This window comes from Hyalangium gracile (assembly GCF_020103725.1).
GTDB lineage: Bacteria > Myxococcota > Myxococcia > Myxococcales > Myxococcaceae > Hyalangium > Hyalangium gracile.
Window position 1 is genome coordinate 257,944 of record NZ_JAHXBG010000013.1, and the last position, 19,561, is coordinate 277,504.

A 19,561-nucleotide genomic window follows, 5' to 3' on the forward strand; every position below is an offset into this window, starting at 1 on the left:
CCCGGGGCTCACTGCGCGGGCTTGAAGCGGACGTCCACCCAGTAGTTGGTGTCCTTATAGGAGCTCGTCGGGAAGCCTCCGCCCGTGGCGTAGACGTAGACGCCGTTGCCGCCCACGCTGGCGCTGGCCGGCGCGGTGAGGTTGCCGCTGACGATGGCGTTGGTGAGCCCGTTCACGTCGCGCGCGAACTGCCCGTTGGACGAGTAGTAGGAGACGACGTAGGTGGTGCCCGCGGTGATGGAGACGGGGGCGGGGAGGGTGGCCTCCTGCCATCCGGGGAGCCGCCCATCTCGCACGGACACCTGGGCCAGCAGGGTGCCCGAGTGGGTCCACAGCCGGGCCACGTAGCCGTTGGCGTTGCCGGTGCCGCGGTAGAAGCGGAGCGCCTCGATGGTGCCCGCCACGTTGCTGCGGAAGCGGACGCCCACCTCGACGGCCTTGGTGTCCGCCTGGACGGCGGTGCCCGGGGTGCGATCGCCCAGCAGCGTCTGGCTCCACGGCAGGATGAGGGTGGCGACGACGGGGCGGTGGTCCGACTGGGACGAGGCGCCGACGACGCTGGCGGTGAGGGGAGACGTCCACGAGGAGCCGAGCATCACGTAGTCGATGCGCTTGGTGGGGAAGCTGGCGGAGCTGGTGTAGCCGCTGCCCGAGCCGCCGCGCGCCCACGCGTCGGTGAACTGCTGCAGCAGGCTGGTGATGCTGGACTCGGAGGGCGTGGCGTTGAAGTCACCGGCGAAGACGGCCCACGTCCTCCCGGCGAGGGCGGCCTTCACCTCGGCGGCCTGGCTGTTGCGCTCGGTGGCGCCGGTGGGGCCGAAGTGGCTGACGCCCACGGGGATGCGGTGCGCGGCGTCCAACTGCACCTCGTAGAGGGCGAGGATGCGCTGCTCGGCGGCGGAGGTGAGGGGGATGCGCTGCGAGGAGACGATGGGGTAGCGGGACAGGAGCGTGAGCCCGTACTGGCCCCCGTCATAGCTGAGCAGCGAGGGCACGAAGGAGGCGTACATGCCGGTGAGCTGGCCCAGGCGCGTGGCCTGATCCACCTTGCCCGAGCGGTTGGTGAGGACATCCACCTCCTGCAGCGCGACGATGTCCGGGGCCTGGCCGTTGATGACGCTGGCGATGGCCTCGAGGCTGCTGAGCTCCCCGTGCTTGATGTTGTACGTCATGACGCGCAGGCCGCCGCCGGGGCTGAGGGCCTGGGTGCTCTCCTCCAGGGGGGCGTCCGGCTCGGAGGCCTCCGGCGGCGCGCAGCGGGTGAGGGCCAGCACGGACAGCAGGAGGGGAAGGAGGGTGGAGAGGCGGCGGTGGCTCATGGGGCTCCGGGACGCGGCAGGCTGGCTGGGGACGAGTGACACAACCCGTGAAACCGGGACTCCTACTTCTTTCCGCTCATCCAGAACAAGGGGCATCGCGGGTGAAACGGGGGCGTGTGCCGCGTCGTTTGCCGTGGAGACTTCCCCCGCTATAAGGCGCCCCCATGCCGACCCTCCTCCTCAGTGCGAACGATCTCCGAAGCCTCTACTCCGTCGAGCTGGGCCTGAACGCCGTGGAGCGTGCCTTCCGCGCGCACGGCCTGGGCGAGGCCCTGATGCCCGCGAAGGTGTACCTCTCGCTGCCGAAGTACGACGGTGACTTCCGCGCGATGCCGGCGTTCCTGGACGGCGCGGCGGGGGTGAAGTGGGTGAACGCGCATCCGCGCAACCCGGAGAAGCACCACCTGCCGACGGTGCGCGCGGTGTACGTGCTGAGCGATCCGGAGACGGCGTCGCCGCTGGCCATCATGGACGGGACGCTGCTGACGGCGTGGCGCACGGGCGCGGCGGGTGGCGTGGCGTCCAAGTACCTGGGGCGCGGCAAGCCGCGGACGTTGGGGTTGGTGGGCTGTGGCGTGCAGGCGCGGGTGCTCATCGACGCGCACCGGGCGCTGTTCGAGGGGCTGGAGCTGCTGCTCGCGGATGCCTCGGAGGCGGCGGCGCAGGCGCTGCAGAAGGAGAAGGGCGGGCGGGTGGTGAGCCTGCAGGAGGCGTCGGGGGCGGACATCGTCTGCACCTCCACGCCGGTGCGCTCGCCGGTGGTGAAGCGCGAGTGGATCCGCGCGGGGGCGCACATCAACGCGATGGGCGCGGACGCGCCGGGCAAGCAGGAGCTGGATCCGCGCATCCTGCTGGAGGGGCGCATCTTCATCGACGACGAGGAGCAGGCGCTGCACTCGGGCGAGGTGAACGTGCCGCTGCACGACGGGCAGCTCCGCAAGGAGCAGATCGCGGGCACGCTGGGCGAGGTGGTGGCGGGCCGGAAGCCGGGGCGCAAGGGCGACGAGATCACGATCTTCGACTCGACGGGCCTGGCGGTGCAGGACGTGGCGCTGGCGAAGGCGCTCTACGACGTGGCGCGTGCCAAGGGCGTCGGGCAGATGTTCGATCTGGTGGGCAGCGGGTAGATCAGCCTGCTCAAGGATGCAGCGCCCGCAACTCCTGGAGCCATTCGAGCGCGTCCCGTTGGTTGTCGGTCAGGAAGTCGAAGCGGCCGGCATGGAGTTGCCGCATCAGCGCTGCATCCTGTCCGATGAGATCCGCCATGTCCCACGGAAAGGTGACGTCGGGAATGCCGCTCCCGACGTAGCCCGGGTTCCTCACCAAGCGCTCGAGATAGTGTGAGTAGAGCTGGAAGAAGCGGTCAACGCTCGAGGCAATGGGGACCGCGAACAGCGCCTCCATGGCCTGGATGTAGATGACGGGCTGGATTCCCCGAGAGTTGGCCAGTTGGGGAACCGTGCCGTAGTAGAAGGCGAAGCCTGGCTTCCAGCCGAAGACGAGCGAGGCACGGTACTGGACCTGTCCCCGCCTCCTCAGCCACTCGTTCCTTGGGATGAGGCCGTCTTCGTCCGAGGTCAGGCCATGGAGAGCCAGATCCCAGAATTCGGCGGCACCCAGGCGGCGGTAGATGGCGGCGAGCTGGGGGTCCAGGGGGGTACCGAGGATGGACTCGCCTGGCTGCGGGCTGGGGACCCCTGGAGGCGCGAGCTTCATCCGAAGGGAGTGGCGCTGGCAGACCGCCGTGAGCTGGTCGAGCCCAGGGAGCGTGGAGTCAGTGAGCATCTCGTTCCGTTTTCATCTCATGGGGAGAGTGAGGCCTTGAGCCGAGCCACCTCGCTTAGCGCGGACTGCTCGGCCCGGGCGAGCGCCGAAGCATCCTTTGCATCGTAGAGTCGGTCGAACCAGCGGCCATAGTGGTGGTGGATGATGTCGATGACTCGCGCGACGTCCCGAGGTTTCAGACGATGCGAGACATCCCGGGTGGAGCGCCAGACGGTACTGACACTTTCGTGGACGTGCAGGTGTAGTGCTCCTCGGGAGCCGCGCGGACCAGGAGGGTGCGGAACCAGCTCACCGCACCCTTTCCGCCTCGGGACAGGATGGATGCGATGGTCGGTGCCGCCACTTCGACGAGCACCAGGGCTCGCTTGAGCAGGATGCCGCCCACGAAGGCGTAGGCGATCTGCTCCAGGGTGAAGCCCGCCGCGAGCACCGCGTAGTGGCGCGACTGGTCCTGGAACTCGACGAGGATCTGCTCGTGCAGTGCGCGGTACTCCTGATGGATGTCGGCCACTTCCATGGGTGGCGGGGGGGGCTCCAGCGTTCGAGCCTCCGCCACCTGCCAGCGCGGCCTGTCCTCGCCGCGCCTGTGTTCACCCCGCAGTGTGAGGGCCACCGTGCGTTCGCCCAGGGCGTGCGTGAACGGCAGCAAGAGGCCGAGAACGAGGGAGGCGGTTTCGTCGGACGCACGGAATGATGGGCCGTCGCCGGAGGACTCCATCGCACCCGGAGCCCATTCCATGATGCGTTCATCCTCCAGCCCCACCCGTACCTCCAGCCGTGCGCTGCCGTCACGAGGCACGCTCATCAGCCGGGTCACGCTTCGCGCCAGCTGCAGTGCCGCCCGGAGCTCTTCCGCGGACGTGCCACCGTGCAAGGAGGGAACGGTCCGCGCATGCGAGGGGGGCATGTCCCGCGAGGAGGTTTCGAGATCCGCGCTCCAGCTCCTCTCCTCACGCTTGAGAGTGACGGTGACCTCCCGTGCATGGGAACCCAGCAGCGTGGGGAGGTCTTCCTTGAAGCGCTCGAGGAAGGCCCCTCGACTGACAGGGACGGCACGTCCCTGGCCCTGCCTGGTGAGGCGCAGGGAGAGGAGCGTCATGACGCCCCGGTGGGACCAGAAATGGAACTCCCACTCAGCACCTACCGCTTCCGTCGAGCTCACTGCGGCCCATAGCGTCTCCTGGACGCGCTCGGCTTCCAGCTGTCGAGCCTTCTCCAGGTCTTCGTCGTCGTGTTCCGGGAGAACAGCAGGCGGCGTGAGCAGAGGGTTCGAGTGCTCACTGCCTTCCAAGGCCATCGCCGGCGGGTCATGGCTCGAGAGCTTGAAGTCACGCATGGGGCGCGTCACTCCCGAACTCGTCGTGCAGGCGGACAGCAGACAGAGGAGAGGAATCAGCACCGTGCCGTGCCGTCCCGTCCTGTCTGGGAAACTAGGTCTCACGCATCACCCGCGAGTACCACTCCGCGTAGGGCGTGTTGCGCGCCATCTTGCGGTTGAAGTCGGGGGCGCCGTCGCTCCACCACACCGGCCCGCGCTCGCCCAGGCCCACCTTGGCCCGGTGGACGCGGGCTCGCGCGTCGCGCTCGGCGTCGCGAGCTCCCGCGCGCAGTGCCCGGCGCACGTCCGCTCGGGCCCGCATCAGCGCCTCCACCAGCGTGGCGCGCTGGCGAGGCCCCAGCGCCGGGTTGCTGCGGCGCCAGAGCCTGCCTCGCACCACGAAGTACCGCCCATCCGGCGTCACCGGGTAGGGCGGCTCTGCTTCCGAAGGGGTCACGGAAGCGGACGGTACACGGTGTCGTAGTCCACGATGTACTTCCACCAGTTGTAATGCTCGGTGGTGCTGTTGCCGGGGTTCTTCGGGATGCGCGACAGCCAGTACGTCAGGTAGCCCTCCTGCGAGCAGCCCCACGTGGAGCAGTCCACCGGCGTCCGGTTGCCCAGGTTCATCTCCGGGTAGGTGTCCCACTGCGCGCACGAGCTCATCCGCGCCGCCGTGTTCCCGTAGTCGTAGTCGCTGGCCCCATTCACCGGATAGTGGACGTCTCCGCACGAGCCCCCGCCTGGCGCGTCCTGATCGATGCAGGTGAACTGCGTCCAAGAACTCTGCGTGCTGCAGCGGTGCCAGTAGCCCTGCCCCGGGGGCGCAATCGTCAGCGCCGACTCGATGCGGTGCCCGTAGCTGTGCATCTGGTTGTCGAAGCCCACGTCCCAGTTGAAGCCCATGACGAAGTACGTCCGCCCGCACACCGGTAGATCCTTCTTCCGTCCGTCGTAGATCCAGTAGTTGTACGGCTGGGGCGAGTAGGCGGGCTGATCACCGGGGATCTTGAAGGCGAACTCGTCGAAGCCGAAGTAGTCGCCGCCCCACATCCACACCTCGTCCACGGCTCCCGAGGAGATCTGGGCGCACAGATCCTTGCCCGATGCCGTCTTGTACTCGGCCAGCATGGACGCGTAGCTCATCTCATCGGGCATGTGGCAGTTGGCCGGGTCGGCGCGGCACGCCATGTACGTGCTGTACGTGTAGCGGAAGCCGTCCAGCTTCTTCGGGAACGCGTTGATGACCACGTTCTCGACGATCTGGTAGTTCACCGCGCCGTTCGTCACGGCCTGCAGCGTGTCCACCAGCATCTGCGCGCGTGTCGTCGCGCTCGGCCACCCGAGCACCGTCGTCAGCCGGCCCGAGGGCGTCATGGGATCGTAGCGGACCACCGCCAGCCGCCGCTTCATGGCCTCCGCGAGGAAGCGGACCTGTCTCGAGGTGAGCGGCACGTTGTAGAGCCGCACCTCGTCGAGCGCTCCCGCGTAGGCGTTCCACGAGGGGTGGTTGGCCAGGACGAGCGGGCGCGCCGAGTCCTGGATCGTTCCCTGCGCGGGGGCCGACGCCGCCAGCACCCCGTTCACATAGAGCTGGATCGACGAGCCGTTGAAGACACCGGCGACGTGAGCCCACTGGTTCACCGTGGCGGGCGCGGAGACAGACGGCAGCTGCCCGTTGGAGAGCTGCACGGTGAAGCGGTACTGCCCGTCCTGGATCAGGAGGATATACGCGTCCGGCGAGTACCACTTGCCCACGAGCGACTGCAGGCCCGTGATTCGCGAGGGCTTCACCCACGCGGAGACGGTCATCGCGCTGGTGAAGTGGAAGGCGGGGCGGTCCGGCACCTCGACGCGATCATCCACCCCGTCGAAGGTGAAGGCCGAGTTGATGCGCCCCTGGAGCGTCCTCCCATACCCGTTGTAGCGCGTGCCCGTGGCCCCGTTGCCCGAGCTGTCGAGCATGCTCGAGCCCGAGGCGTCCTCCATGGCCCAGTGGGCGACGGGCCCCGGCAGTCCCAGCGCGCCCTGCGTGGTTCCCACCGGCTCGACGGGCCGCGGCTCCTCCGCCGCGATTCCACCGCAGCCGACGGTGAGTGTTCCCCACAGCCCCAGGAGCGCGAGCACACCTGGACCCATCCGGGAGGAGCCCCTCCCAGAACGCACTGCTTCCAACCGATTCATCGAAGCACCCCGGAGAAATACAGGAAGAATGATCGAAAATGCACACTCAGGAACGTCCGGGAGGACCTGGGGATCTAGTGCCCATTGGGGCACCCCACGTGTTTCAGCGTTGAGAAGGACACGGAGCGGAGCCGCACGGTCGGTCTGGACTCGGTTTGCTGGCGGGCACGTGCTCTCGTGGAACCGCCACCGATATGCCCAGCGTCGCTGACTTCATCGAGAGGAACCATGCGTACCTCGTCCGGCGTTACTCCGAGGAGGTGGGCAAGCTGGAGTCCGCTCGGGGCCTGTCTCTTCACGAGCTGACGGACACCTTCCCCGAGTACCTGGACACGCTCGTCGCCATCTCTCGGCAGGGACACCGGGGAGACAAGGCCCGGACGAAGAAGCGGCTCGAGGAGACCCACCTCTCGTTGCGCCTTCGGCTGGGCTACAACCAGGAGGAGGTCACCACCGAGTACACGGTGATGGGGAGCCTCATCGCGGGCCTCTGGGCGGAGCTGCCTCGGGAGGAGCAGCCGCCTCCCGAGGACACGGACCTGCTCTTCGCCGACCTCCAGGATGCGATGGACTCCACCATCGCCTTCTTCAGCGGCTACTCCGTGGAGGATCGGCAGCGTGAGAAGCGCACCTTGCGCAGGCTGGACGCGCTCGCTCCCAAGACCCTGGATCGCGACGGAGATCCGAGCCTGCTGTGCGAGCAGCTCATGCCCGTGGTGGAAGTCATCCAGGATGCGCTGAGAGCGAACGGGGCGGAGCTGTTCCTCGTGGATGCGTCCGGCAGGAACCTGGTCGCGGCGGTCGCCACGGGCCTGTGCTCTCGCCGCCCGCTCCGGCTCTCCATCCCCCTGGCTCCCGCGTCCTTCCTCGGCCAGGTGTCCCGCTCCGAGGAGCCCCTCCACCTGCCGGACGCCACCACCGCCTTGAAGGAGACCACCGAGGGGCTCGGCACGGCGGGACTGCGCTCGCTGCTGGGGCTCAGGCTCTGGCCTCATGGCGAGCTGCTCGGCGTCCTCTACGTGGGCCTGGCCGAGGTGCGCTCCTTCGAGCCCCAGGCCCGCCGCTACTTCGAGACCCTGGTGGAGTACCTGTCCGGCATCGTCGACCGGGCGCTCCTCATCGGCCAGCTGCGTGGGGCGAACGCCCAGCTGCGTCAGAGCGAGGAGCGCCTGCGCCTGGCGGTGGATGCGGCGCAGCTGGGCACCTGGGACTACAACCCCGTGACGGGAGCGCTGCGCTGGGATGAGCGGTGCAAGGCCATCTTCGGGCTGCCTTCCGAGGCGGAGGTGACCTACGACACGTTCCTCGCGGGGGTGCACCCGGAGGATCGCGAGCGTGTCGATGCCGCCGTGAAGCGCGCCACCGAGCCACCGGGGAGCAGGTTCGACATCGAGTACCGCGTGGTGGGGCTCCAGGATGGAGTCCTGCGCTGGGGACACTCCAGCGGGCAGGCCTGGTTCGAGGAGGGGCGCGCGGTGCGCTTCATCGGCACCGTGCAGGACGTCTCCGCGCTCCGGCAGGTGCGCGAGGCGCTGGTGCGCAGCGAGCGGGAGTTCCGCACCCTGGCCGAGTCGATTCCGCAGATCGTCTGGACGGCCCGTCCCGACGGCCAGGTGGACTATGTCAACCAGCGCCTGGGCGAGCTGGTGGGCCGGCAGGGCTCGGAGTTGCTGGAGCCCGGCTGGCACCGGATCCTCCACCCGGAGAACGTTCCGGAGGTGCTGGTGGCCTGGAGGCGCTCGCTCGAGACGGGCGAGCCCTATCAGGTGGAGCAGCACCTCCGGCGAAAGGATGGCGTCTACCGCTGGCACCTCACCCGCGCCGTGCCGGCCCGGGATGAGAGCGGACGGGTGATCAAGTGGCTGGGCACGAGCACGGACATCGACGACATCAAGCGCCAGGAGGCGGAGCTGCGCCGCAGCGCCAGCTTCGAGCAGCAGCTGATCGGCATCGTCAGCCACGACTTGCGCAACCCGCTCAACGCCATCACGCTGTCGGCCCAGGTGCTGCTGCGCGGCGAGGAGCTCACCGAGCGGCAGGCGAAGTCCGTGGCCCGGCTCATCTCCGCCGCCGAGCGCGCCACCCGCATGACGAGGGATCTGCTCGACTTCACCCAGGCCCGCTTCGGGCGAGGCATCCCCATCGAGCGCAAGGCGCTCGACTTCCACGCGACGGTGCGCCAGGCGCTCGAGGAGGTGCAGGCGGCCCACCCGGAGCGCGTCATCGACTTCCACTGCCAGGGGGAAGGGGAGGGGGCCTGGGATGGGGACAGGCTCACGCAGGTGGTGACCAACCTGGTGAGCAATGCCCTGGCCTACAGCCCCCAGGGGACACCGGTGCGGGTGGAGACGCGCGGCGCGGAGCATGAGGTGCTCCTGCGCGTGCACAACCAGGGGCCGCCAATCGCTCCGGAGCTGCTGCCCCAGCTCTTCGAGCCGATGCGGCGCGGCTCGGAGCAGGCCAACGCCGGGCGCAGCATCGGGCTGGGGCTCTTCATCGTGGACAGCATCGTCCGCGCGCACGGCGGGCGCATCGAGGTGCGCTCCCTGGAAGGGGAGGGCACGGCGTTCACGGTGCACCTGCCGCGCTCCTGAGCCGGGGCTCAGTCCTTGGCGGAGACGTTCAGCTCGGCGAAGAAGTCGTTGCCCTTGTCATCCACGACGATGAAGGCGGGGAAGTCCACCACCTCGATCTTCCACACGGCCTCCATGCCGAGCTCGGGGTACTCGAGCACCTCCACCTTCTTGATGCAGTCCTGGGCCAGGCGCGCGGCCGGGCCGCCGATGCTGCCCAGGTAGAAGCCGCCATGCTTCTTGCACGCCTCGGTGACGGCCTTGGAGCGGTTGCCCTTGGCCAGCATGACGAGGCTGCCGCCGTTGGCCTGGAACAGGTCCACGTAGCTGTCCATGCGGCCGGCGGTGGTGGGGCCGAAGCTGCCGGAGGCATAGCCCTGCGGCGTCTTCGCCGGCCCCGCGTAGTACACCGCGTAGTCCTTCATGTACTGGGGCAGGCCCTCGCCCCGGTCCAGGCGCTCCTTGATCTTCGCGTGGGCGATGTCGCGCGCGACAATGACGGGCCCGGACAGCGACAGGCGCGTCTTCGTGGGGTAGCGGCCGAGCTCAGCGCGGATGTCCGACATGGGCCGGTTGAGATCGATCTTCACCACCTCGCCGCCGAGCTGCGCGTCCGTCGTCTCGGGCAGGTACTTCGCCGGATCCGTCTCGAGCTGTTCCAGGTAGATGCCGCTCTGGGTGATCTTCCCCACGGCCTGGCGGTCCGCGGAGCAGGAGACGGCGATGGCCACCGGGCAGCTGGCGCCGTGACGGGGCAGGCGGATGACGCGCACGTCATGGCAGAAGTACTTGCCGCCGAACTGGGCGCCGATGCCCATGCGGCGGGTGAGCTGGTGCACCTTCTCCTCCAGCTCCACGTCCCGGAAGCCGCGGCCCAGGTTGTTGCCGGTGGTGGGCAGGGAGTCCAGGTAGCGGGCGGAGGCGTACTTGGCCGTCTTGAGGGCGAACTCCGCCGAGGTGCCGCCCACGACGATGGCCAGGTGGTACGGCGGGCACGCGGCGGTGCCCAGCGAGCGGATCTTCTGATCCAGGAACTTCATCAGGCTGTCCGGGTTGAGCAGCGCCTTGGTCTCCTGGAAGAGGTAGCTCTTGTTGGCCGAGCCGCCGCCCTTGGCCATGAAGAGGAACTTGTAGGCGTCGCCCTCGGTGGCGTAGAGCTCGATCTGCGCCGGCAGGTTGGTGCCGGTGTTGGCCTCCTTGTACATGTCCAGCGGGGCCAGCTGCGAGTAGCGCAGGTTGCTGGTGGTGTACGTCTCGAAGATGCCGCGGGAGATGGCCTCCTCGTCATTGGCGCCGGTGAGGACGTACTGGCCCTTCTTGCCCATGACGATGGCGGTGCCGGTGTCCTGGCAGGAGGGCAGCACGCGGCCGGCGGCGATGTTGGCGTTCTTCAAGAGCTCCAGCGCCACGAAGCGATCGTTGGAGGTGGCCTCGGGATCCTTGAGGATGTTGGACAGCTGCTGCAGGTGGCCGGGGCGCAGCAGGTGGGCGATGTCGCGCATCGCCTCGCGGGTGAGCAGGGTGAGGGCCTCGGGGGCCACCTGGAGGAATGTCTTCCCCCCGGCCTCGAAGGTGGAGACGTGGTCCTTGCTCAGAAGCCGGTACGGGGTGGTGTCCTCGCCCAGCGGCAGCATGTCCTGGTAGGTGAAAGCGCTCACGGTGCGGTCCTCGCGAGAAGAGGTGTCTCAGTTAGCACATCCGCGGCGTTCTCGCTCCGCCCCCCGAGCGAGAGCGCGGGCCTTCGGCTTCCCCCTAGGAATCCCGCTCCTGGACGGCCCGCCGGGCCATGCGGTCCACCAGCCCCGGCGCGACGAGCTTGAGGAACTGGCCCACCTTGCCCTGGGCCGTCATCACCAATTCCCGGTCGCGGCGTTCCATGGCGCGGACGATCTGCGCCACGCAGGTGTGCACGTCCATGGTGGGCAGCGTCTCATCGCGCTTGCTGCGCTGCATCGGCTTGCCGTCCGGCCCCACGGCGCGCGCGCGGATCTCCGTGGCGACGAAGCCGGGAGACACCACCAGCACGTCCACCCCTGTGCCCATCAGCTCGACGCGCACCGAGTCGAAGAAGCCCTGCATGGCGTGCTTGCTCGCGCTGTAGGCGCTGCGCGTGGGCACCCCCGTCTTCCCCGTGAGCGAGGAGATGGCCACCAGCATCCCCTTGCGCGCCTTGAGGTGGGGCAGGGCGTGGTAGGAGCAGTAGACGGCGCCCAGGTAGTTCACCCGCATGATGTGCTCGTAGAGCGAGAGATCCTTCACCTCGTCGAGCCGCGACCACATGGTGATGCCCGCGTTGTTCACCAGGGTGTCGATGCCGCCGAAGGCCTCCACGGCGCGCTCCACCAGGCGCCGGCAGGCCTCCGGGTCCGCCACGTCGGTCCCCACGGCGATGGCGCGGCCCCCCGCCTGCTCGCACTGGTGCTTCACCTGGGCGAGCCCCTCCTCGCTCCGGGCCGCGAGCACCACGTTCGCCCCGCGCCCGGCGAGCACCACGGCGAGCTCCTTGCCGATTCCGGCGGAAGCCCCGGTAATGACGACAGTCTTCCCTTGCATGCTGGCCATGCGGGCATTCTTCCAGAGGAAGCGCCTGGAGCGCGATTTTTCAAGGAACGGTCGCGCTCGCCCGCCTAGATTCCACCTCCGAGATGGATACCCCCGAGAAACGCGCTCCCCTGGCTGCCCTGCTCCCCGCGCGGGGCGCGCCCCCCCTGAGCTCTGACGAGATCCTCAACCGCTTCGTCACCTACGTGTCCTCCAACGGGCTGGAGCTCTACCCGGCGCAGGAGGAGGCCATCCTCGAGCTGCTGGCGGACAAGCACCTGTTCCTGAAGACGCCCACGGGCTCGGGCAAGTCGCTGGTGGCCACGGCGCTGCACTTCAAGGCCATGGCCGAGGGCAAGGTCTCCTACTACACGTGCCCCATCAAGGCGCTGGTGAACGAGAAGTTCTTCGCGCTCTGCGACGCCTTCGGCGCGGAGAACGTGGGCATGCTCACCGGCGACGCGAGCATCAACCGCGACGCCCCCATCATCTGCTGCACGGCGGAGATCCTCGCCAACATGGCCATGCGGGACTCGCGCGCCCCGGTGGACTACGTGGTGATGGACGAGTTCCACTACTACTCGGACCGCGAGCGTGGCACGGCCTGGCAGCTGCCCCTGCTGGGGCTGCCGAAGACGACGTTCCTGATGATGTCCGCCACGCTGGGCGACACGCACATCATCGAGGAGGGCCTGCAGAAGCTCACGGGGAAGGAAGTGGTCTCCGTGCGCAGCGCCAGGCGCCCGGTGCCCCTGGACTTCGAGTACCGGGAGACGCCGCTGCACGAGACGATCCAGGACCTGGTGGGCAAGGGGAAGTACCCCATCTACCTGGTGAACTTCACCCAGCGCGCGGCGGCGGAGCAGGCGCAGAACCTCATGAGCGTGGACTTCTCCACCAAGGAGGAGAAGGAGGCCATCCGGCAGGCGCTGATGGACGCGCCCTTCGACACGCCCTACGGCAAGGAGTTCCAGCGCTTCCTGCGCCATGGCGTGGGCATGCACCACGCGGGCCTGCTGCCCAAGTACCGGCTGCTGGTGGAGAAGCTGGCGCAGGCGGGACACCTCAAGGTCATCTCCGGCACGGACACGCTCGGAGTGGGGGTGAACATCCCCATCCGCACGGTGCTCTTCACGCAGCTGTTCAAGTTCAACGGCGAGAAGCTGGCCACGCTGAGCGTGCGCGACTTCCAGCAGATCGCCGGCCGGGCGGGCCGCAAGGGCTTCGATGACCAGGGCAGCGTGGTGGCCCAGGCGCCCGAGCACGTCATCGAGAACATCAAGCAGGCCCAGAAGGAGGCCGCGGGCAAGAAGAAGGCGCCCAAGGCCAAGCCGCCGCAGAAGGGCTTCGTCAACTACGACAGGAGCACCTTCGAGCGGCTGCAGAACGGCATCCCCGAGCCCCTGGAGTCCCGCTTTGAAGTCTCCCACGGGCTGCTGCTCAACCTGCTGCAGAGCGATCTGACGGAGGGCAGCGGCGGGTACAAGCGGCTGGTGCAGCTGGTGGGGCGCACTCACGACTCGGACTACGTGAAGCGCCGGCACCTGAAGACGGCGGCGGCCTGCTTCCGGACGCTGGCGGGGGCGGGCATCGTCAGCGTGGAGAAGCGGCCGGGTGGGGCGCTGGTGAAGGTGGCCGAGGATCTGCAACGGGACTTCTCGCTCAACCACACGCTGTCGCTGTACCTGCTGGACACGCTGGAGAAGCTGGATCCCACCACGGAGACGTACTCGCTGGACGTGGTGACGCTGGTGGAGTCCATCCTCGAGAACCCGGACGTCGTCCTCTACGCGCAGCTCCACCAGCTCAAGGGGGAGAAGATCGCGGAGATGAAGGCGCAGGGCATCGAGTACGACGATCGGATGGCGGAGCTGGAGAAGCTGGAGTGGCCCAAGCCGAACCGGGACTTCATCTACAGCACCTTCAACGAGTTCGAGCGCAAGCACCCGTGGGTGGGCCAGGAGAACATCCGTCCCAAGTCCATCGTCCGGGACATGTTCGAGCGCTTCATGTCCTTCCACGACTATGTGCGCGAGTACGGGCTGCAGCGCAGCGAGGGCGTGCTGCTGCGGTACGTGAGCGACGTGTACAAGACGCTGGTGCAGACGGTGCCCGAGCGCTTCAAGGACGAGGCGGTGGAGGACATCCTCGATCACCTGCGCGCCACGCTGCGGCAGGTGGACTCCAGCCTGCTGGACGAGTGGGAGCGGATGCGCAACCCGGAGGCGGTGCTCGCGCCGAAGCCGGTGGTGGAGCTCAAGCCCAAGGAGCTGACAGAGGATCCGAAGGCCTTCGCGGCGCGCGTGCGCGAGGAACTGCACCGGTTGCTGCGGGCGCTGGGGCAGAAGCGCTACATGGACGCGCTGGCGATGCTGGACGGCGCGGTGGGCGAGTGGACGGCCCCCAAGCTGGAGCAGGCGATGGCGCCGTACTTCGAGGAGCACAAGGTGGTGGTGCTCACGCCGGCGGCGCGCAGGCCGAGCCTGACGTTCATCAAGGAGGCGGGCCAGCGCATGTGGGAGGCCCAGCAGCGCATCATGGACCCGGAGGGCCATGGGGACTGGCTCCTGGACTGCGAGATCGATCTGCGCGGCCGCAAGCTCGACGACGGCCCCATCCTCATCCTTCGCCGGATCGGCCCCTGATCCGGTGGCTGCTTCCAGCCCTCCTCGGGTGATGGAAGAAGGCTGACATGGCTTCTGCTTCTCCCCGGATCAAGGCCTTCGACTGGCTGCGAGGGCTCGCGGTCCTCTTCATGATCGAGACGCACGCCCTGGTGCTCCTGCGTCCGGAGCTGCGGGCATCGGAGGCGGCCCGTTCCCTCGGCTGGTTCAACGGGCTGGTCGCGCCGTCCTTCATCTTCGCCGCCGGCTTCAGCCTGGCGCTCGTGCAGGTGCGCGGAGCCCACGGGCCGCGCTGGCCGCGCGTGCGCCGGAGCCTTCGCCGCATCGGTGAGGTGCTGGCGGTGGGGCTCCTCGTCAACGCCATCTGGTTCCCCTGGAGACAGCAGCCCGGGTGGCTGCTGCGGCTGGACATCCTGCCGTGCATCGGCGTGTCGCTCCTGCTCGCGCTGCCGCTCATTGTGGGCCTTGCGCGCCGGCCGGCCGTGCTCTCCGTGCTCGCGCTGCTGGTGGCGCTCGGGCTCTTCCTGGTCACCCCCTACGGGGAGCTCGTGGCGGGCCCCTGGGCGGATGTGGTGAACCGGCAGGGGCCCATGAAGGCGCTGTTCCCCCTGCTGCCGTGGACCGGCTACGTCTTCCTGGGAGCCGCCGTGGGGGCGGTGGCGGCGGGCGGGAGCATGCGGCACATCCTCGCCTTCCTCGCCCTCATCGCCGGCATCGGGGCCGTGTGCTACTTCCTGGGGCCCGTGTTCACGGCGGTCTACCCGCCCCACAAGTTCCACGTCTCGAGCCCCGGCAACCACGGGCAGCGCTTCCTCATCGTGTCGCTGGTGCTCATGGGGCTGCTGCTCCTGGAGCCTCGGCTGCCGCGGCACTGGCGGGAGGGCTTCTGGGGGCGATTCGTGGAGACGCTGGGGACGAACTCGCTCGCCGGCTACTTCTTCCACGAGATGCTCATCTACTACCAGGTAGGGGGCATCTCGCTCGCCGTCCTCGCGCGGGACAAGCTGGGGTGGGGCCTCTACGTCGTGGCGTGGCTTGGGCTCGTCGTGGCCACCACGCTGCTCCTCAAGGGCGTCGAGTGGGTGTACCCCCGCTACGAGGCCTTGCTGCGCAGGGAGAGCCCGGCGGCGAAGCCTTGAGCGTCACGGCGCCTGGGGCGCGAGCGGTGCAGGGCCCGGGTGTCGTTGCGCGAGCTCTCCGAGAGGCGCCGCGAGCTGCTCGATGCGCCATTGCGGCAGGGCTCGGAACAGCAGCCACTCGCCACTCTGGAGTGGCCCCTTCACCAGCTGCCCGGTGTCGAGCAGCTGCCGCCCGATGAGGGAGGCATCGTCTTCCAGCGCCAGCTGGAAGCGGACCTGCTCCAGGCGCCCGTCGTCCAGCTTCGCTCGGCCCTCCACGAACACGCTGTCCTCGCGGAGGAAGAGCTGGGAGGCCCCCTCGACGCGGCCGTAGGAGTTGTCCGCGAGGATGAGCTCGAACTGCTCGCTTCGCAGCACCGAGGGGCTGTCCCCGCTGGGCGTGTGGCCCACCACCAGTCGATGGATGCCCTCGCGGGCCAGCGTCGTGATCAGGGCCTGGGAGGGCAGGGCGGGGTGGTTGTGCTGGTCGGCCATGCGCCCGTACACCACGCTGGCGGTGTTGATGCGCTGGCCCGGAGTGGGGGCTTGATACGCGATGACCGGCTCCCAGGCAGGCGTGCCCTCGGGCGTGAAGCGCTGCTCGGCGAAGGCCTCGAGCTGCTCGCTGTACCAGCGGTTGAGGGCCTCTCCCCAGGCGTCCACGCCCTTCACCGGAGCTCGGGAGGGCACTCGACCGACGCTGTGCTCGTGCACACCGCCGTGGACGAAGAGGGTGTTTCCGATGCGGTGGACCAGCCGGCACGCGGTGAGGTAGTCGCGCAGCAGGCCTCCGGGGCCCAGGTCCTCCAGGAAGCTGTCCACCACGTCTTCATCGCTCACGGGCGTGCCGGTGCGGGACAGCTCCTCCAGGCGGTGGTCGAACGCCCCGCGCGCGCCCATGGTGTTCTCGAAGATCCACCGCAGCAGCACGGGGCGGGGAGCGGTCCGTATCTCGGGCGGCGTTCGCGTGGGAGGGTGTCCGTGCAGCTCCCGCACCAGACGCAGCTTGTTGATGTCTCGATTGCCCGCCAGGAGCACCACCTGCGAGGGCTGCCGGCGCCAGGCCTCCAGCAGCGTCCGCAGCACCCGGAGCCCCGCCGGGCCTCGGTCGATGGCGTCTCCTCCGAACACGAACGTCGCGCCCGGCCGCACAACGAGCCGATCTCCGGACTCGAGGGAGACATGGGGATTGTCCTGGCAGAACGTGGCCAGCTTCTCCCAGATGCCCTCCACATCCGTGAGGTACGCCACCGGGTGGCCCGCCTTGCTCGTTCCCTCGGGAGCGCTCTCCATGCGCGGGAGCCTACTCCGTGGGCTGGCGACTCAGGAGCGGCTCATCTGGAGCTGTTCGGCGGGATGGCCGGGAGCGTTGGATACAAGAACGACGGCCCCGCGCTCCGAGTCTTCTCGGAACACGGGGCCGCTGTTCATTCAGCACCCTGCCTCAGGAGCGCGGCGTCTTGTCCGCCCGCTTCAGCGGCGTCGGCACCGTGCTCGCCATGGGGCTGTACTGGCTCAGCAGCGCCTCGATCAGGTTGTGCACCTGCCCCAGGGGGAGGGTCCGGATCTCCATCACGGACTCTCCCTTGTGGCGGTTCAGCTGCACCCTTACCGGCGAGCCCTGCGGCACGCTGCGCAGGACCGCCTCGCGGTAGCCGTCCACCAGCGCCCGATCCTCCGGCGGGAAGGGCGTGGAGGGCTCCTCCTCGCGCACCCGCTTGAGGGCCTGGCGCAGCTCCTCCAGGCTGCAGTCCGCGAAGAGCTTGGGCTTCACCTCGCCCTTCTTGTTCGGCACCTGGATGACAGTGGTGCCCGGCTCCGCGTAGTCCAGCTCCAGCTTCGTGGCGTCCTTGTAGCTGAGCAGCACGCGCAGGCGGGTGACGCCGTACCGGACCCCCACTTCCTCGCGGAAGGCGCGCGCCACCGCGCCGTAGTCCAGCAAGGACGTGCGCGACACCTCCTCCACGTTGTCGCAGATGAAGTCCAGCGGGCTCTTGTACTGCTTGGAGCCCTCCAGCAGCTTGCTGTCCACCAGGTAGTTGTAGAGCAACCCCATGCGGATGTGGTTGCGCGCCCCGTCCTTCACCAGCTGGAGCATGGTCTCCAGCGCCTCTTCCTTCGTCAGTCCCTCGTAGGGATTCGGGATAACAGTGTTGTTCTGCATAAGTGTGAGCCCCCCCCTGTTGAGCCTCACTCCTGCTGAGGCTCGGCCGGCGGGTCAGGGCATGCCGGTTGCGCGCCCATAGAGCAGGAGCGGGGCCAGGCTCCCGCGCTCGGAAAATCAGGCACTTGTGAGGCGACAAGTCCGAGTTGCGAGACGGTCCAGTCCACCGCGGGAGACGGGCACCGATGTAGGGCTGGCCACTGCTGGAGTCCCTTACGGCAGTCCGACCGGTCGGACCGACGTAATTCCGACTGAGCCCTTACGGCAGTCCGACCGTTCGGCACGGCGTAGGTCCGACCGTTCGGCACGGCATATGTCCGACCGTTCGGCACGGCGTAAGTCCGACCGAGCCCTTACGACAGTCCGACCGGTCGGACCGGCGTAGTTTCGTTCCGGCGGAGTCCTTGCGGCAGGCCGCGATGTTCGCTGCACGTGACCTGCCGTGAGGGCCGCGCTCTCGGTGGAGTGGGGCGTCGCATCTGGCGCCTGACCCACCTTGCGAGGTAGGGTTGCATCTTGCCGACCCTTGAGGGCAGCCATGACTCTTCGCGATATGCGTCCTCATCCCGAAATTGTCCCCGGCGTGGGGATCGGCCCCTGGGTCGTGCGAGAGCGGCACGACAAGGGTTCCTTCGGGCTCGTCTTCCGAGTGGAACGCGCCGGTCACCCCGAAGCCGGCAACTTTGCGCTGAAACTCGCCTTGCATCCCGAGGACCCGCGCTTCGTCCGAGAGGTAGACCTTCTCCAGCGGGTGGTGCATCCCTCGGTGCCGCACTTCGAAGATCGGGGCTGGTGGACGGGGGAAGAGGGGTTGCTGTTCCCGTATGTCGTCATGGAGTGGGTGGAGGGCGTGCCCTTGTACAGGTGGGCCCGGGAGCAGCAACGTACCTCCGCCGACGTGCTGCAGCTGCTGGCGCAACTGGCGCAGGCCCTCGTCGTGGCGCACGCCTCCGACAGCCTGCACCGCGACATCAAGGGGGACAATGTGCTCGTCACGACCGAGGGGCGTGCCGTCCTCCTTGATTGGGGCTGCGGCACGTATGCCGGAGCGAAGGAACTGACGGACTCGGCCTTGCCCCCGGGCACTCGCAGCTACCGCACGCCCGAGGCCCATCGCTGGGCCTGGGCACACCGGAAGACAGGGGAGCCCTATGAGGCCGGCCCTCCGGATGACATCTACGCGTTGGGCGTGACGGCCTACCGGCTGTGCACGCGCACCTACCCTCCGCCGCCGGAGGAAGGCTCCGGCCCGCAGCGCCGGGTGCTTCCGCCCAGCGACCTGGCTACGGTGAGCAGGGGCCTCGAGCGGCTCGTTCTGTCAACACTCTCCGAAGAGCGTGTCTCACGCCCACCTGCGAAGGCCTTGGCTATCTGCTTTTCAGAAGCCGCCGGAGAGAAGGACGCCTCCAGGCCCATCGTTCCCACTGTTTCAGCAGCCAGGACGGAGCGTGCATCCAGGCCGGGCCCTCCGCCTGAGTTCGTCGTCCCCTGGTGGCTCTCGGCCAGCGCTGCGGCTCTGGTGGGAGGGCTCGTGGTGTTTGCGGCATTCAAGCTGACGGCCCCGCCGCAGCCGGATCCCTCGTACTTCCTGGCGGAGCTGCAACGGCACGTGCCTTCTCCTGAGATGCCGGATGCCGGCGTGGCGGATGAGGCGCTGGTCGCCATCGAGCAGATTCCTCGGGCGCTCCTTCCCGAGTTGCGCTCCCTGGGGCGGTCGATGCCTACCACACCGTTTCCGGGACAGAAGAAGCCCCCTTGTGATCCCGAGTCACAACGCGCCATCAATGGAGTCTGCTGGGTCGAGGTGGCGCGGAAGAAGCCACCCTGTGGTCCAGAGGCCTTCGACTTCGAGGACGCCTGTTACTTGCCCCTCATACTCAGCCCCCCGGCGCCTACCTCGGGAGAGCCCTGAGCCTGAGCCTCCCCGTGTTGAGC

Annotated in this window: 14 protein-coding genes; 5 read left to right on the forward strand and 9 right to left on the reverse strand. The window is 68.4% G+C overall.

Features of this window, described 5'->3' with window-relative positions; translation table 11 throughout:
• Positions 1-8: 8 nt before the first annotated feature.
• Positions 9-1,319, reverse strand: coding sequence for a DUF4082 domain-containing protein (locus tag KY572_RS26480; RefSeq protein WP_224245746.1), 1,311 nt, complete (start codon positions 1,317-1,319; stop codon positions 9-11).
• A 164-nt stretch (positions 1,320-1,483) separates the two neighbouring features.
• On the opposite strand from KY572_RS26480, the gene KY572_RS26485 reads away from it, so the two are divergent.
• Positions 1,484-2,446, forward strand: coding sequence for a Rossmann-fold NAD(P)-binding domain-containing protein (locus tag KY572_RS26485; RefSeq protein WP_224245747.1), 963 nt, complete (start codon positions 1,484-1,486; stop codon positions 2,444-2,446).
• A 10-nt stretch (positions 2,447-2,456) separates the two neighbouring features.
• Here the strand turns inward: KY572_RS26485 and KY572_RS26490 are convergent, their stop codons facing one another.
• The 4 genes from KY572_RS26490 to KY572_RS26505 form a co-directional block, all read right to left on the reverse strand.
• Complete coding sequence (locus KY572_RS26490) at positions 2,457-3,035, reverse strand: hypothetical protein (RefSeq protein ID WP_224245748.1); 579 nt, start codon at positions 3,033-3,035, stop codon at positions 2,457-2,459.
• A gap of 244 nt (positions 3,036-3,279) precedes the next feature.
• Positions 3,280-3,621 (reverse strand): hypothetical protein, encoded by a 342-nt coding sequence (locus KY572_RS26495; protein WP_224245749.1) that lies wholly within the window; start codon positions 3,619-3,621, stop codon positions 3,280-3,282.
• A gap of 913 nt (positions 3,622-4,534) precedes the next feature.
• A complete protein-coding gene (locus KY572_RS26500) occupies positions 4,535-4,879 on the reverse strand; it encodes a hypothetical protein (RefSeq protein ID WP_224245750.1) in 345 nt (114 codons plus the stop codon).
• A complete protein-coding gene (locus KY572_RS26505) occupies positions 4,876-6,561 on the reverse strand; it encodes a LamG domain-containing protein (protein ID WP_224245751.1) in 1,686 nt (561 codons plus the stop codon). The genes KY572_RS26500 and KY572_RS26505 overlap by 4 nt, the downstream gene beginning before the upstream one ends.
• Positions 6,562-6,800: 239 nt before the next feature.
• Between KY572_RS26505 and KY572_RS26510 the strand changes: the two genes are divergently transcribed.
• A complete protein-coding gene (locus KY572_RS26510; protein ID WP_224245752.1) occupies positions 6,801-9,200 on the forward strand; it encodes a sensor histidine kinase in 2,400 nt (799 codons plus the stop codon).
• A gap of 8 nt (positions 9,201-9,208) precedes the next feature.
• Here KY572_RS26510 and KY572_RS26515 read toward each other — a convergent pair whose 3' ends face one another.
• On the reverse strand, positions 9,209-10,813 hold the full coding sequence (locus KY572_RS26515) for a fumarate hydratase (protein ID WP_224245791.1): 1,605 nt from the start codon (positions 10,811-10,813) through the stop codon (positions 9,209-9,211).
• Between the two features lie 118 nt (positions 10,814-10,931).
• Positions 10,932-11,741 (reverse strand): SDR family oxidoreductase, encoded by an 810-nt coding sequence (locus KY572_RS26520; protein ID WP_224245753.1) that lies wholly within the window; start codon positions 11,739-11,741, stop codon positions 10,932-10,934.
• Between the two features lie 83 nt (positions 11,742-11,824).
• Between KY572_RS26520 and KY572_RS26525 the strand changes: the two genes are divergently transcribed.
• Together KY572_RS26525 and KY572_RS26530 are read left to right on the forward strand one after the other, a co-directional pair.
• Positions 11,825-14,365 carry a DEAD/DEAH box helicase gene (locus KY572_RS26525; protein WP_224245754.1) on the forward strand — a complete coding sequence of 847 codons (2,541 nt, stop codon included), beginning with the start codon at positions 11,825-11,827 and terminating at the stop codon, positions 14,363-14,365.
• A gap of 47 nt (positions 14,366-14,412) precedes the next feature.
• A complete protein-coding gene (locus tag KY572_RS26530; RefSeq protein ID WP_224245755.1) occupies positions 14,413-15,483 on the forward strand; it encodes a heparan-alpha-glucosaminide N-acetyltransferase domain-containing protein in 1,071 nt (356 codons plus the stop codon).
• A gap of 3 nt (positions 15,484-15,486) precedes the next feature.
• Here the strand turns inward: KY572_RS26530 and KY572_RS26535 are convergent, their stop codons facing one another.
• Both KY572_RS26535 and KY572_RS26540 read right to left on the reverse strand, forming a co-directional pair.
• A complete protein-coding gene (locus KY572_RS26535) occupies positions 15,487-16,755 on the reverse strand; it encodes a metallophosphoesterase (protein WP_224245756.1) in 1,269 nt (422 codons plus the stop codon).
• Positions 16,756-16,906: 151 nt separating this feature from the next.
• On the reverse strand, positions 16,907-17,626 hold the full coding sequence (locus KY572_RS26540) for a hypothetical protein (RefSeq protein ID WP_224245757.1): 720 nt from the start codon (positions 17,624-17,626) through the stop codon (positions 16,907-16,909).
• A gap of 553 nt (positions 17,627-18,179) precedes the next feature.
• Between KY572_RS26540 and KY572_RS26545 the strand changes: the two genes are divergently transcribed.
• Entirely contained in the window at positions 18,180-19,538 is a 1,359-nt protein-coding gene (locus KY572_RS26545; RefSeq protein WP_224245792.1) for a serine/threonine protein kinase, read from the forward strand.
• Positions 19,539-19,561 lie beyond the last annotated feature (23 nt).